Genomic DNA, 15,549 nt, shown 5'->3' on the forward strand with positions numbered 1-15,549 from the left:
CTTTATCTATTAAATTCCACATAAGATGTTCACTGCAAAGTAGTTACTCTTTAACTCCACCTAAGGTAATTCCTTTTACAAAATACCTTTGAAAAAATGGATATAACACAAGAATCGGTAATATTCCTAGAGCGGCTATGGCCATTCTAATTGTAGTGGATGGCAATTGGGATGTATTGGCACCGATAGCCTGTGCTTGGGACGCATTTTGCTGCAAAACTTGTATGTTTTCGTTGATATTGTTTAATATAATTTGAATAGTGTTTAAATGAGCCCCGCCCCGACCAGATAAATAGTACAGGCCGTTCTGCCAGTCATTCCAATACGATAAGCCGGTCATCAACCCAATTGTTGCAATAATCGGTAAACTGAGTGGCATAATAATCTTGGCGAAAATTTTGAATTCACTCGCTCCGTCAATGGTTGCAGCTTCTTTCAGAGCACCGGGAATACTATATGAAATATAATTCTTTACCAAAATAACATTAAAGGCGTTCAAAAGTAGACTCGGAATAAGCAGGGCCCATATTGTATCTTTTATACTCAAGTAATGGACATACATGTAATAAGTCGCCACCAATCCACCGTTGAAGAGCATGGTGAAAATAAGCAGGAAATTAACAGTCCTCATACCCGGTATATTAGTTTGTGAAATTCCATAGGCGAAAAGAGTAGTGATAAGCACACTAACTGTAGTACCAATAACAGTTACAATTAGGGTCATGAAATACGCTCTACCAATCATGTCCCACTGTACACCTATATACTTATATGCTTCCAAACTTAATTCTCCAGGAAAAAATGAATATCCGTTTTGGGTCGCCCAAGCTTCATCTGTAATAGAAGATGTGATTAAAAGAATAAATGGTAATATCGCACATAATGCAATAAATCCGCAAAAAAGATGGGCGATAATTTGAGTTACTCGATTCTCGCGCGTTCGCATGTTTCTCCCCCTTAGAACAATGCACTTTCCCGGTTAAATTTCTTGATCAGGAAATTTGCGGCCAAAATAAGTACAAATCCCACAATCGATTGATAGAAGCTGGCTGCACTGGACATTCCATAATCACTGTTTCGCAGCAGCGCCTGATAGACATAAACATCCAAGGTTCTCGTAACAGAATAAAGTGCTCCACTATTTTGTGGAATTTGATAAAAAAGTCCAAAGTCAGAACGGAAAATTTGGCCGATACTGAGTATTAGCAAGGTTAAAAATGTAGGCTTTAAAAGTGGAAGTGTAATATGTCTAATCTGCTTCCATTTGGTTGCTCCGTCGATGGTTGCTGCCTCATAGTAGTCCTGATTGATTCCAACAATACTGGCTAAGTAAATAATCATACTGTAACCAATACTTTTCCAAGTATTTACTATAATTAAAATTAATGGCCAGTAGGTTTTATCCATATACCAATTGATCTTATCTCTTCCTAAGGGTTCCAAAATGGAATTGTTAATGAGTCCGGTTTCCGAAGACAAAAATGCATATGTCAGATAACTCACAACCACCCAACTCATCAGAAACGGGAGTAAGGACAAGCTTTGATACGCCTTGGAAGCTAGTTTACTTCGAATCTCATTAATTAAGACAGCCATTGCTATAGCAACAACGGTACCGATGACAAAAAACGCAATGTTGTACAGAAGTGTATTTCTTGTTATTGTCCAGGCATCTGTAGTCGCAAACAGAAACTTAAAATTATCCATCCCGTTCCATGGACTTCTAAAGATCCCCTCAGAGAAGTTTAGCTTTTTAAATGCAATAATGACTCCAAACATCGGAATATAGTTATTGATTAACAGGTAAAGTAACCCTGGTAAAATCATTACATAAACCGGAATAATCTGTTTCCAGCGTTTTTTCTTTTTCTCTCTACTACCATCCCGTTTATTTGTAATCGCTATCATAAGGCTCTCCTTTCTGAATAGGGCTACTTTGAGGCAGCCCTATTCAAAAGCAACTTACTGCTCTTTATTCCGTAAAAATTCATCCAGTTGCGTCTGATTCTCTTGAATAATTTTGTTAATCCCGGCAGCTTTTAATGCAGATAAGAACTTAGGTAACGCTTCTTCTGGATTCAGAGCTCCGCTATTAAACGCTGGCGTGTATTGTTCTATCACAGTCGATACCGCTGCTATTTCTGAAGATACATTTTTTTGAACAAAGGTATAACCTATAGCCCGTGAGTACCGGGATTCGGGTATGTTATCGTCAGCCTCTTTTAGGATATTGTTCTTGTCAATTGGAGCTGGAGGGAGAACAGGCCATTCCAAACGGTTCCCATAAATACCGTATCCCTGAGAATATGGAAGTTTTGTAGGATCAGCATCCATATATTCGATACGAGTTCCTTTATCCGATTGTTCTACAACTTTATAAGATTGCCCTTCAATCCCAAACTGAATTAACCAGGCTGCCTCTTTATTCTTATAGATATAATTTAATACTTCCATTGCTTTGGCTGGATTCTTTGAGTTCTGAGTGATGTTCCACATAATCCCCTGGCCGCCATTGTTGGCGACATACGGATCAAGCATCGGAATCAAGACAGCATCCATACCGGTGCTGCTCTTGAATTCTTCAGCTGCCAGCGGGCCATCCCAGGTCATCATCCCTAAATATTTCTTTGTCTCAAACAACGAGCCCGGCGATTGTTTGGTGATAGCCGCATCTGAAGAGATGTATCCCTTTTGGGCCCAATCATACATTTTGGCCACATAACTTGCATATTCGTCTGTATCAAAAAGATTGGTTACTGTTGTATCGTCGAAACTTCGGTTTAACATCAATACTCCGCCTGAGAGTGATCCGGTTAATTTGTCATATTCAATATAGGAATTATTTAACGGATCTTGCGTAGTGTTCCATGGAATCGTCATATAAAAGTCTTTACCTTCCCCAGCTTTAACTAATGCAAAGATCTGAGCCAGATCATCCATGGTGTATTTTTTGTCTGGATCAATTTTAATTCCGTATTTATTCAAAATATCTGTTCTGGCAACATAGCCATAGCTGTAACCTTTAACGTATACTGGTGGCACTCCGTAAATCTTAGAATCATAGCTGGAACTATCCAGTAATACCCCGGCTTGTTCTTTGATATCCTTTCCATACTGATTAATCAAATCATTCAACGGAACAATCAATCCGCTTTCTACCGATGGACCCAGACCTGTGAATGCAGTCAGCATAATATCCAGTTGTTCACCGGTAGCCACTGCCAGAGATGCCTTTTTAGTAGATTCCATCAACCCTACCGGTTCAAATTCGACACGTGCCCCCACATCTTTTTCCAGCATGGCATTGAGCGCGTTCTCAACATCTTGAAAACCCGAACCCAGATTCCCCTGTGATGGATATTGCCACACAATGGTCGGAATATCCGCTGCCGTGCTGCCTTCATTTTCTGCATTAGTTTTGCTTTTTGAATTGTTAGAACAAGCGGTTAATGCGGTTAATGCCAAGACTAGTGACAGCGTTATCAACTTTTTCATGATTGTCTTCCCCCTTTGAGTATTTTAATCAGTTCTTTCACTTTTGTAGAAAATGCGCGCGCTTTCATTTCAAATTATATAAGCATAGTGTTAGGACGGGTATCTAGTAAAACTACAAATACTTTAGTTTTTCTTAGCAGGTTGGGTTCAACAAGCTAGATAAAAAAAGAACGTCTTATAGGACGCTCTTTAAAATAATTATTATTATTTTGCTTGTTTCCTTAATATCCCCGGCGAATGCCCCTCGATTTTTTTGAATACCTGTGTAAAATAAATGTAATCAGAGAAACCGACTTGTTCACTTATTTCATAAATAAGATCATTCGTATGGACAATCAGCTCTTTGGCTTTGTCAATTCTCAGCCGATTAATATATTCTTTAAAGGATACACCAAACTCAAGCTTGAAACGATGACTAAAATAATTTGGTGTTTTCCCCACGTAGGCAGAAAGCTTCTCAACGGATAACTCATGTGTAAAGTTTTTGCGAATATACTCATCTGCACGTACCATGACGGGACTAAGTTCCCTGGATAGTCGCTTGCTCACTTTTTCAAATACAGAAACGGCAACTTTCTCAAAATCATTGAATATCCAAAGTTCCGAGCCTTCTTCAATAAGGGCTATATTATTTTGGATGTATTCAATAACATCAGCAGGGAGGTTTCTCACGGTAACCATACAATATTGAAGTAGAGTTTTCGTATAGGTTGCGATGCTCTTCTTGCTGTACCTGCGTTCCAGCTTCAGCCTGTTAAATTCTGTCTTAAGCAGTTCAGGCAATGCTTCCAAGTCTCCTTTTAACAACTTTGCTTTAAATTCATTATTTTCAAGTAATCCAACAATTGATAAGTCTTGCAACGTTATATCCTCGTTAAATACATACACTGTACTGTTGCCTTCATAGAAGCGCATGGACATCGCCTGATTTGCTTCAGAAAAAAACTTCATAAATTCAGATACTTGACCAGGACCGCTGATTCCAGCAGAAAATGTAGAATAACCTTGCACTCTTAAAATATCGTTCCAGTCCCGCAGCAAATTCATTAATTCACATATGGATTGTTGATAATATAGGTAGGAGGGTGTTTCCGTTTTAAGTAAAATCACCAATTTATTATAGCTAGATTTTAGGCAAATCCCCTTTCCCGCCAATTCACTCTCATTAAAGAGCTGGAAGAATATGTCCGTAGCATAACCTGATGTTTCACTCCTATTTTGATCACTATCCATTTGTACAGAAAGATAAATTAGATTTCCGGTCCCATCAAACCCATAATATTGCTGCAGCCCCTCAAGAATAACCAGCCGATCTGTTACATTGCCTGCAATAAGTTCTGATCGGAAACTGGACTTATAAGATTGAAGATATTTTTGAAATTCATGTTCCGTCATTTGCTCACGAATAATGTCTTCCTTAATCTTTCGAATTAATGCAATCAGACTCCGAGCACGAATCGGCTTCATTTCATAATCAACAGCACCTAGTTGGATCGCTCTCTTTAAATATTCAAAATCATTAAAACCACTCAGAATAATGACTCTGGTTTGCGGTCTGACCTTTTTAATTTCTTTAAGAAGTTCCAGTCCATCCATCCCCGGCATCCTGACATCAGTAACAACGATTTCCGGCATCACTTCGTTAAACAACTGCAATGCTTCTATTCCATTAGAAGCGGTTACGACTTGATTAATATCTATAGCCGACCAATCAATAGCCTCCTTCATTCCGGTTCGAATCTGGTTGTCATCGTCTGCAATCAACAACTTCATCTACATCACCTGCAATCTGGGTTATTTAATCATTGGAATGTACACTTTAACTTGGGTACCTACCTGATATGTGCTGGTAAAATGGAGGCCATACTCCGGACCGTAATTAATTTTAATCCGCTCATCTATGTTTTTTAAAGCAAATACATTTTTAGCTTCTTTCTGATCGGTCATCATTTGATGAATTCTGGATTCATCTGTCCCTGTACCATTGTCACTAACCGTAAAGAGAACTCCCTGCGGTACTCTTGTTATACTGACTTCGATATTACCGCCTTCTACAATCGGCTCCAGTCCATGTACGATTGCATTTTCTACTAAGGGCTGTAGCACCAACTTTGGCATCTTGCAGTCCATAAGTACTTGGTCTACGTTGATGTTAAGCTTAATTCTTTTTCCATATTTCCGCTTTTGGATAAACATATAATTTTCCAGAAAAGATATTTCTTGTCGAATAGTGATGAAGGATTCGCCTTTATTCAGAACATGTCTGAATATCTCCGCCAGTGCTTCAATTTGCTCACTTACCTCATAATTTTTCTCTTTTAATGCAAGCCAGTGTATCGAATCCAACGTATTATATAAAAAATGCGGATTTATTTGAGCTTCCAATGCCTTTAATTCCGCTTCCCTTTGTTTAATTTTCCCAATATAAACGTCATCAATAGTTTCTTTTAATTGTGTAACCGTTCTCATGAATCCATTACTGATCTCACCAATCTCATCTTTGGAATCAACTTCAAGTTGGATATTAAAATTCCCGCTTTTCAATTTCATCATTTCCCGCCGCAATTTCTGCAGGGGTCTAAGTAAATATTTGTGTTGTACAAAAGAAAATAGCAGCCCAAAAGAAACACACAACAAAATGGTGATCAACAATATCAAATTAATGGTACGTCTCAGCATCGAAAATGACGTTTCAGGGATAACTTGAATTAATCTCCAGTTTGTTTCGTTTATTGTATAAAAAAATGCCACATTTGCTCTTTCATCAAATAATGTCTTTACAAATCCCTCTTCCTGTGAGAAGCCTTTCTGTATAGGCACTAATTTTTTAAAGTTACTTCCGATTTCACCTCTATCCGTTGAAGACAGAATTATCCCTTTTGAATCCAGTAAATAAATATGTGCATTGTCATATGATTTAACCCCTTTAAAGAATTGATAAATTTTTTCTTCGTCAAGGTTGAAACGTTCAATGCCTATCATTTTTCCATATTTATTCAAATCCATAATTCCCCGGTAATATTCAATCTCTCCAGAGCTTGTTACCCAAAAACCTTTTCCCTTAAGACTCAAAGCACGCTCCATAACTGACGGATCCAGTTCTGACACCTGCATCCCTTTCTCAAAAATAACCTCTTGGGTAGAATATAAGCTTATAGATTTATAATTTTGTCGAGAACCTAATATTTCATCCAACCAGTTATTGATGTCCCAATAAATTTTGTCATAATCCTTTTTTTTGCTGTATTTACCGTTTGCAAAATCCTGAATTAATTGATTAGCCACTATCCGCTTTGATTTGTCATCGGTATCTGTAATAATGGAGTCAAAGTTTTGACGAGTTTGCTTTAAAGTTTCAAGGACAGTATCATATGTTTTCTTTTCATTTAACTCGGCAAATTGATAATTCAGATAAAATCCCATCAATATCAATGGAAGGAGCACGAATAATGCTATACAGAGGTATAATTTTAATTTTAATGATAAGTCTTTAAACTTTATAATACTTATCAACCCCCAATCTATAAGATATGTAAGATTAACTATACTCATCATGCAAATGGAAAACATATAAAAATCTACGATAACTTTAGGTTTAACAATTAGCATTGTAATAATTAAGATAACTCCACAGCTAGAAAACTGGTTCAAATTCTATTATATAAGTTAGAATAAATAAAGCATAATTTAAGCCTAATTGTTTCTCTCTACGGTTGTAAAACCTTATTATTATCAGCTAAATAAAAGGATGAACATTAAAGTAGACCTTCAACCTGGTGCTGGTATCATCTTCTCAGTTGCTTACCAGTTCAACAGAATACTGTAACTAACTGACAGGCTATATTCTAGGCTGTCTTTTTGGATTTAACAATTCTTTGGTATGAGTGAGTCAAAACACAATCAAATCTAAATATATTTTTTGTTTAAATGACTATCCTTATCTTATCTGGTTATTCTTATGATAAATAAATCTAGTAAAATGAATGAAAAACTAAAGTTATTGTTGTTTTTTCTATAGAATAAAAAAGTTAGAAAAATATAATTAAAGCGCATACATCCCAACTAATAGGAGGAGTTAAATGAGAGTCTTCCGCAAATCAGACATCACAGCGGCCTTTGACTTGCGAGCGAAGCTGAAGCTAATCGGGAAATTGACCTTAGCCGTTACTTTGCTAACCACGCTGCTCGCGTCTGGCTTGAGCGCTTCTGCAGAAACATCTTTACCGCCGTCGTGCGAACCAAAAGTGCCCGGCGGTCCGGTGAGGATTACTTCGGAGTGCATTGACCCGCTGTACAACAATCCGGTAATCGACAGCGTGATGGATTTAACTATTCCGGTGCCAGTGCATAAGGTATCGGGCCACTTCGAAGGCACGACGAAGAAATTCAATTTCTATTTTCCGCCGAAGGATCAATGGCAGGGCCGCTTCTTTCATCAAGTATATCCCCTTATTACAGAAGAGGCAGAAGAAAATATTATTAGCTACGGTGCAGATAGTGGGGCTTACACGGTACAAACAAACGGAGGCAGCGGATACCGTGTGGAAGCAGCAGCTGCCAAATTCTCTAAAATTGTTGCCGCACAGTACTATGGTTTGACTTCGTCGGATCGAATCTATGGGTACATTTGGGGAGGTAGCGGTGGTTCTTTCATGACTATCAGCGCAATTGAGAACGCTTCCGGAGTATGGGACGGCGCCGTACCTTTTATCCCAAGTACCCCTACCTCCCTCCCAAACAACTTCTTAATTCGAGGCTTTGCGCGTTTTGTGCTCACTGACAAAGCTTTGCAGATTGCGGATGCAGTGAGCCCGGGCGGTAGCGGCGACCCTTATGCCAGTCTCAATGAAGTCGAGAAGTCTGTTCTGCAAGAGGTGACAAAGCTCGGCGTGCCTCTCCGCGGCTGGATGGACAACAAATATATCCTCGGCCTGAATGATCCTAACGCCTTTCTCGGCTATCAAAACATGGTCAAAGCTTTCGATCCGACCTATGCAGATGATTTCTGGAGTAAACCGGGCTATCTCGGTACAGAACAATCTGGTCTCGGTAACCTGTTCCGCGCAGCTAGAATCAATCAGACAGTTACAATAAACGCGGTGACCCGAAACTCAGAAGATATTCCTACAAGCTTGACAGTGGATCAAGCTCCGGCAAATCTAAAATATCCAAATCCAGAGTTTACACTCTATTCCTCCACCGGCTTGAAAATCGGAGCTTTGAATGGTTCATTGGACCCGCTTACAAAGGTATTCACACTAGCTGACGGCAATCAGGACAGTGTGTTGAACGCCATTTCCAATGCTACTCAGCTGCAAATTGATAATAAATGGTCCTTGGCGCTGCTCTCGTATCATCGTCACCAGGTTCCAAAGCAACAGGACTTTACGGCATGGGATCAATTCCGGGCAGCCGATGGTACGCCTATCTACCCTCAGCGCTCTATAGAAGTTGGTCCAACCATTGCCAGCAGCGTTACCGGCGGTGGCACCTACACCGGCGCAATCAACGGCAAGGTCATCTTGGTTACCAATCTACTGGATGTTGACGCCTACCCATGGGACGGGGACTGGTATAGAAAGCGGGTACAGGCATCCCTGGGCCCGGGCTATATCGATAACTTCCGCATCTGGTACAACGACTACGCGGATCATGTCGGACCGCATAATTCGTTTCTTATAGACTATATGGGTATACTTGAACAGGCACTTCGAGATGTAAGTGCATGGGTAGAGTATGGTGTGACACCTCCAAATTCGACGAACTACGAGGTAGTCGATAATCAAGTTCATATACCGGAGAATGCAGCATTGCGCCAAGGCATACAACCTGTTATTGACCTTACGGTAAATGGCGCTTTGAAGACACAGATTTCCATTGGTCAGCATGTTGACTTCACGGCAAATGTTAATCTCCCCCCAATATCCGGTGAGATTGTTTCTGCTGAATGGGACTTGGAGGGCAATGGCAACTTTACTGCACTACCTGGAGACAGTCCTGCGGTAAATGTTATCTCCTCGACTTACACATACTCAACCACATTCACATATTCTAAGCCTGGAATATACTTTCCAGCATTGAGAGTAACCACACAACGCGAAGGCAATAAAGATACAGTCTTCGCAAGGATTCAGAACCTTGGCAGAGCCCGTGTGGTGGTACAGGATTTGGAAAATAATGAAGGAACGAGTCCTGTGGTAGTAACTCAGCCGCCTCAAAATAACGAGCCAAAAATAACAAAGCTTAACGCCTCAGGGTACGCCACAATGACCGTCGATATTGAGACTTTTAACAAAGCACACATGGCTCCCGATTATGTTTCTATAAATTTCCCAATTGTAGATGAGGCTGGCGGTTATGAGATTACGTTTCCCTCAAACGTCTTGAAGGGAAAGAAGACGTTTGAGATTACGACCGAACTAGGGACGATTAAACTCCCCTCTGCAATGTTCTCTGCAACGGAGCTACAGGGAACTAACAACGTGACTCTGACTCTTAGAAAGGCTACTACCGATGATCTGAATCAATCAGTATTGTCAAGTGTCGGTGATAGGCCAATTTTAGAAGTAACGCTTAAACTTGATGATGTTGCAAAGCCTTGGAACAATCCCAATGCACCAGTAACCTTGTTCATTCCTTATAAGCCTAAGGCCTTTGAGTTAGACGCTTCTGAGCATATAGTTGTATGGTCCATTGACAATAACGGTGCGGCCGTTACAGTTCCGACAGGAAGGTATGATGCAGGACGGGGTGGTATCCAGTTCAAGACAACACACTTCAGCAAGTTCACAATGTCTTTTGTAACAAAGACTTTCAGCGATATCGAAAAGCAAACGTGGGCAAAACAAGCAATTGAAGTTTTGTCTTCCAAAGGCATCATCAGTGGTACTTCAGCTTCCACATTTACCCCGGAAGCAGGGATCAAACGTGCAGATTTCATATTTATGCTTGTGAATGCACTCGGTTTCTCTGCAAAAACAGTTGATAACTTCGCCGATGTGAGTCCTAATGTTTATTACGCAGATTCATTAGCAGTCGCTAAAAAACTGGGAATTGCGCAAGGTTTTGGAGGAAACCGCTTTAACCCGGAAGCTCTTATTGCAAGACAGGATATGATGGTAATAATCGACAAGGCAATGTCGATAGCAGATATGAACATCGCTAAAGGGTCGGCAGCAGATCTGAATACGTTCTCAGATAGGGCATCTATTGCCCCCTACGCGAAGTCAAGCATTGCAACATTATATAAGAACAGTATCATGACTGGTAACAGTGGTAAAGTTAATCCTTCATTACCTGCAACAAGAGCTGAAGCCGCTGTTCTTATTTATCGCGTCTACAACATTAATAGCAACTGATTGAAACTTTTCCAGATCACATTAAGCTGTCGAGTTCTTCTCGATAGCTTTTTTTAGCAGTAAGCAATGTGCGAGCCTCTTTAAATTGTTCCATACGCTTGTGTTAAAAATGAAAATAAAATTGTCCGCCGGTTTTCCGGCGGACTTTCTTCTATTAGATCCTACTTCGCATAGAATTGTCTGTTCTTCCCGTCAATATAAAGATCCGATGTAACTCTAAAGCTATCAGTTAATTTGATATCATTAGATGAACTGCCAATAAGTACATCTATATCGCCAGCCTCAATTTTCCACTGCATATTCCGGTCTAGCAAGGCCGTCAGACTCGGCTCAATTTGGAATGACACTGTTTGTTTTTCGCCGGGCATTAACTCAACACGCTTAAATCCACCTAATTCCATGACAGGTCTGGTCATACTGGCATATCGGTCTTTTAAATAAAGCTGTACAATCTCTGTACCCTGCATTTCACCTATATTTTCAATATCAACAGTAATTGTGACGAATTGATCTGGTTCGATCTCGGTCTTGCTAAGTTTTAAATTGAAATACTTGAAACTGGTATAAGAAAGCCCATGTCCAAAGTAATATCTTGGTGAATGGGGCATATCCACGTAATCCGCAAAGCCTATGCTTCCTCCCTGATGGTAGCTGGAGCCATTCGGATGGTTGTAATAAATCGGAATTTGACCGGAAGTACGCGCTACAGAAACTGGAAGTTTTCCGCTTGGATTATAGTTACCCAGCAGCACATCAGTAATAGCCTCAGCTCCTTTTTCAGCCGGATTCCATGCTTCCAGAATTGCATTCGCATACTTATCCGCTGCATCGCTGGAAATGGGACGGCCATTGAAATGTACGGCCACTACAGGTTTGTTCAACTCTGAAATTTTTTCAATGAATTGTTCCTGACAAAAAGGCAGATTAATATCTGTGCTATCGATGCCTTCTCCCATAGAGGCAATGGAGCTCGTACCATTTTTGCCGCCCAAGGTAAGAATAACCAAATCTGCCTTTCTTGCTATCTCTAAAGCTTCTTCATGGTCGGAACTATCATTTCCTGCAATCGGATAACCATATGCATAAGTAATCCCAACATACGGCAAGCTTTCCTTTAAGTGCTCTAACAGGTTCTTGATACCTGGCTTTTGTTTTTGTAATAATGTTGTAAAAGATGGGTCATCACTTATTTCTATTTGTGTTCCAGGGATTGTTTTCATAACAGTTTTCTTTTCATCGGCTTTTGTTTCAAGACCAGCCATCGTTGAAATAACGGCCAACAGACCTTCGGCCATACTAAAGTGAGTATAGCCTCCGAAGAAAATACGTGCATCAGAAGCGTGGCAGCCAATTACAGCAATACTTTTTATATCTTTTTGAATAGGCAAAATGCCATCATTTTTCAGCAGCACTAAAGACTCTTTTGCAACCTGCAGTGTAACCGCCTTATCTTCGGAACAATGAAAGGCTTTTGTCAATTCCTCACCGCTCAGAGCATAAGGGTCCTCGAAAAGTCCCATTCTAAATTTGGCAGTCAAGATACGTTTTACAGCATTATCCAGTATTTTTATATCTGCTTTTCCTGTTTTAAACCACTCCGCCAATTCGTTGTTAAAACATTTCTGAAAATGCAGCTCCATTTCCAGACCGGCGCTCATTGCCCGCAGCCCTGCTTCTGTATAACTTTCGCTTGTTTTGTGCACTTCATGAATATTCATAATCGCACAATAATCCGATACAGCTACTCCATCAAAACCCATTTCGTCTCGCAACAAGCCCGTCAAAATATCTGGTGATGCAGACACAGGTTCCCCATTAATAGAAGAATAACAAGGCATGATTCCCCGCAGTTCGGCTTCTGAAATAGCAGCCTGGAAGGGCTTTCCATAGATTTCTTGTATCAATCTCGGCGGAACATCGCAATGGGTTCCATGGATCCCTCCATCCGAACCATGGAAGCCCAGAAAGTGCTTAGCAACACATTCGGATTTCAGATTACCCGTTTTGTCTGATTGAATTCCTTGTGTATAAGCAACTCCCATGGCAGATGTCAATGCCGGATCTTCACCATATGTCTCCCCTTGTCTTCCCATACGGGAATCCCTGGAGATATCCAATACCGGCGCAAAGACGTGAGAGATGCCAAGAGCACGTTCTTGTCTGCCCACAATTTTTCCAATCTCTCTCTCCAATTCTGGATCCCATGATGCTCCTCTCCCAATTCCTGAAGGAAAACTTACTGCCCCTTTCACATATGCCCCACAAAGACCTTCCATATGAAAAATCGCCGGAATGTGATGTTTACTCAGTGTCATAACTTTTTCCTGTATTTCACGCTGAAATCTAGCAGCGTCTTCAAGACTGTCCAACGCCCTCATCTCAAGCACGCTGACCTGCCCCACTCCATGATTATAATTATTTTCTAATTCCTCATATTCCGATAATTTCCTTGGAAAGTAGCATATAGTTTGAGCCATTTTTTCATCTATATCCATACGTTTCAGAAGATCATTTGTTCTTTCCTCCACTGATAGTTCAGGATTTTGATAAGGATATTGATATGTTGTCATTTAGTTATCTTCCTTTCACTGAACAACTTAGATTTTCAATTTTCGTGAACTATCACCAGCCCATCGGCTTCCATTACTTCAATTCTGTACGAACAAGGGGCTTCAGTACGTAAAAACAATGTGTTGCCTTCCAGCCACCAGGCTAACCGCTATGATGTACCCTCGGGTGTAGGAACCACACTCCCTCGCAACGTATCGGTCGGATACGGATGGAGCGATGAGCATGATCTACTTGTTCGATGCCCAGCAGATCTTTATACAACCATTGAATTACGTGGGAAGCAAAACCGTGATTCGTTCTAGCACTTGGATCTATGTGCTCCCAACGGGCATACAGGTAAAGCTTTTTAAAATATTCCAACTGAAAATCACAATCTTTCTCTCTAAACCCAAGACGAGCTATTTACGAGAAAATAAAAATACGGACTAAATTTCGGAAGAATATTGCGCTTCACTATAAAAAGTATACAAAGATGTGTCTCATGTATGAATCTAGTAAAACAACAAAAACTTTAGTTTTTCTTTAAAAGCGCAGATATAAATAAAGTCCATGAATATGACATGGACCTAATTATTTACAAGTAGTAAGAATTCTAGAAACCCTTATTTATCATTAAAGCTCAACGTTACACTTAATGCTTCAATTTGTAATAGAGCTCATTCCAGCGGATTTCATTTTCTAATGATGCCATTGAGGTAGAAGAGTTAATAACCAGACATTCAATACCTACCATTCGTGCCCAATCTTGAAGCTGTTCACTCGTGACATGGAATGAAAAGCCAAAATGATGTGCTCCACCCGCTAGTATCCAGGTTTCTGCCGCTGTCGTCAACGAAGGTTCCGGTTGCCACAGTAAGCTGGCTACTGGCAGATGAGGCATCCGTTTTTCGTTCTGTACCGCATTCACTTCATTGACAATAAGACGGAATCGATCACCCATATCTACTACACTAGCATTAACCCCTTTGCCGCTTGCACCATTAAAAATAAGACGGGCAGGGTCACTCTTACCACCTACAAACAGCGGGTGCACTTCAATTCTAGGTCTTTCAGCGGCAAGTGTAGGGCAAATTTCAAGCATATGTGAGCCGAGTACCAATTGATTACCATTTTGCATATGATACGTGTAATCTTCCATAAAGGACGTACCTTTATTTTCAGCCATAACTTTCATCATCCGAACCAAAGCGGCCGTTTTCCAGTCTCCTTCAGCACCAAATCCATAGCCGGCAGCCATCAGACGCTGTGCAGCCAATCCAGGTAATTGTTTTAAGCCATGCAAATCCTGAAAGCTGGTTACAAACGCTGTATACCCACCGTCACTTAAAAACTGTTTCAGGGCAATTTCCATCCTTGCCTGTTCACGAATCGCTTTCCGCTCAGCACTTTCAACACGACCATTTTCAGTAAAATCATATAATTCGGAATACTCATCCATCAATTCCCGTACCTTGACGTCACTTACTTCTTGAACCAGTTCAGCTAAATCACCAGCCGGATAACCGTTAATGGTCCATCCGAATTTGATTTGCCCTTCAACTTTATCTCCTTCAGTAACTGCAACATAGCGCATGTTATCACCAAATCTTGCTATTTTCATGGTTTGGCTCTCTGTGTAACCAGCCGCTGACTTCATCCACGCACCTATTTTTGTGCGGACCTCCACATCTTTCCAATGCCCGGCAATAATCTTTCTTGCAATACCTAAACGGGCACCAATAAAACCAAATTCACGGTCACCATGAGCCGCCTGATTCAAGTTCATAAAATCCATGTCAATACTATCCCAAGGGATTTCAACATTAAACTGGGTATGCAGATGAAGCAATGGCTTACGCAATTGGGATAAACCAGAAATCCACATTTTAGCAGGAGAGAAGGTATGCATCCAGGTAATTATCCCTGCACAATGATCGCTGGAGTTTGCCTCAAGACATACTTGGCGAATCGCTTCCGGGGTAGTAACGACTTCTTTAAATTGTATAGAGTACGGAAGACTAGCTTCGTGGTTCAATTCAGTAACCATTTTTTTGGAGTTACTTTCTACTTGGGACAAAATATCATCTCCGTACAATCCCTGACTTCCTGTCACAAACCAAAATACATAAGGTTTTGTTTTCAACAT

General features: G+C 40.5%; 8 protein-coding genes. 1 reads left to right on the forward strand and 7 read right to left on the reverse strand.

Translation table 11 applies throughout. The features are described 5' to 3' along the window. Positions 1–43 precede the first annotated feature (43 nt). From PGRAT_RS22670 to PGRAT_RS22690, 5 genes are all read right to left on the reverse strand, one after another. On the reverse strand, positions 44–946 hold the full coding sequence (locus PGRAT_RS22670; protein ID WP_025705923.1) for a carbohydrate ABC transporter permease: 903 nt from the start codon (positions 944–946) through the stop codon (positions 44–46). Between the two features lie 11 nt (positions 947–957). Next, complete coding sequence (locus tag PGRAT_RS22675) at positions 958–1,908, reverse strand: ABC transporter permease (protein WP_025705924.1); 951 nt, start codon at positions 1,906–1,908, stop codon at positions 958–960. Between the two features lie 54 nt (positions 1,909–1,962). After that, a complete protein-coding gene (locus PGRAT_RS22680; RefSeq protein ID WP_025705925.1) occupies positions 1,963–3,495 on the reverse strand; it encodes an ABC transporter substrate-binding protein in 1,533 nt (510 codons plus the stop codon). 204 nt (positions 3,496–3,699) lie between these two features. After that, positions 3,700–5,268, reverse strand: coding sequence for a response regulator transcription factor (locus PGRAT_RS22685; RefSeq protein ID WP_025705926.1), 1,569 nt, complete (start codon positions 5,266–5,268; stop codon positions 3,700–3,702). Between the two features lie 21 nt (positions 5,269–5,289). Next, positions 5,290–7,008: a cache domain-containing sensor histidine kinase gene (locus tag PGRAT_RS22690; RefSeq protein ID WP_162165083.1), complete on the reverse strand. Its 1,719-nt coding sequence runs from the start codon at positions 7,006–7,008 to the stop codon at positions 5,290–5,292. A gap of 566 nt (positions 7,009–7,574) precedes the next feature. On the opposite strand from PGRAT_RS22690, the gene PGRAT_RS32600 reads away from it, so the two are divergent. Then, the gene (locus tag PGRAT_RS32600; RefSeq protein ID WP_025705928.1) at positions 7,575–10,853 is read left to right on the forward strand and encodes an S-layer homology domain-containing protein; all 3,279 of its coding nucleotides are present in this window, start codon (positions 7,575–7,577) and stop codon (positions 10,851–10,853) included. 161 nt (positions 10,854–11,014) lie between these two features. Here PGRAT_RS32600 and PGRAT_RS22700 read toward each other — a convergent pair whose 3' ends face one another. Together PGRAT_RS22700 and araA are read right to left on the reverse strand one after the other, a co-directional pair. After that, positions 11,015–13,423, reverse strand: coding sequence for a glycoside hydrolase family 3 N-terminal domain-containing protein (locus PGRAT_RS22700; protein WP_025705929.1), 2,409 nt, complete (start codon positions 13,421–13,423; stop codon positions 11,015–11,017). Positions 13,424–14,055: 632 nt separating this feature from the next. After that, positions 14,056–15,549 (reverse strand): L-arabinose isomerase, encoded by a 1,494-nt coding sequence (gene araA / locus PGRAT_RS22710; protein ID WP_025705931.1) that lies wholly within the window; start codon positions 15,547–15,549, stop codon positions 14,056–14,058.

This window comes from Paenibacillus graminis (genome assembly GCF_000758705.1).
GTDB lineage: Bacteria > Bacillota > Bacilli > Paenibacillales > Paenibacillaceae > Paenibacillus_AQ > Paenibacillus_AQ graminis.

What these genes read in the sequence shown, in the direction of transcription:
- PGRAT_RS22675 (WP_025705924.1), bottom strand. Translation starts at nt 1,908, where the DNA reads ATGATAGCGATTACAAATAAACGGGATGGTAGTAGAGAGAAAAAGAAA.
- PGRAT_RS22685 (WP_025705926.1), bottom strand. Translation starts at nt 5,268, where the DNA reads ATGAAGTTGTTGATTGCAGACGATGACAACCAGATTCGAACCGGAATG.
- araA (WP_025705931.1), bottom strand. Translation starts at nt 15,549, where the DNA reads ATGTTGAAAACAAAACCTTATGTATTTTGGTTTGTGACAGGAAGTCAG.
- PGRAT_RS22680 (WP_025705925.1), bottom strand. Translation starts at nt 3,495, where the DNA reads ATGAAAAAGTTGATAACGCTGTCACTAGTCTTGGCATTAACCGCATTA.
- PGRAT_RS32600 (WP_025705928.1), top strand. Translation starts at nt 7,575, where the DNA reads ATGAGAGTCTTCCGCAAATCAGACATCACAGCGGCCTTTGACTTGCGA.
- PGRAT_RS22700 (WP_025705929.1), bottom strand. Translation starts at nt 13,423, where the DNA reads ATGACAACATATCAATATCCTTATCAAAATCCTGAACTATCAGTGGAG.
- PGRAT_RS22670 (WP_025705923.1), bottom strand. Translation starts at nt 946, where the DNA reads ATGCGAACGCGCGAGAATCGAGTAACTCAAATTATCGCCCATCTTTTT.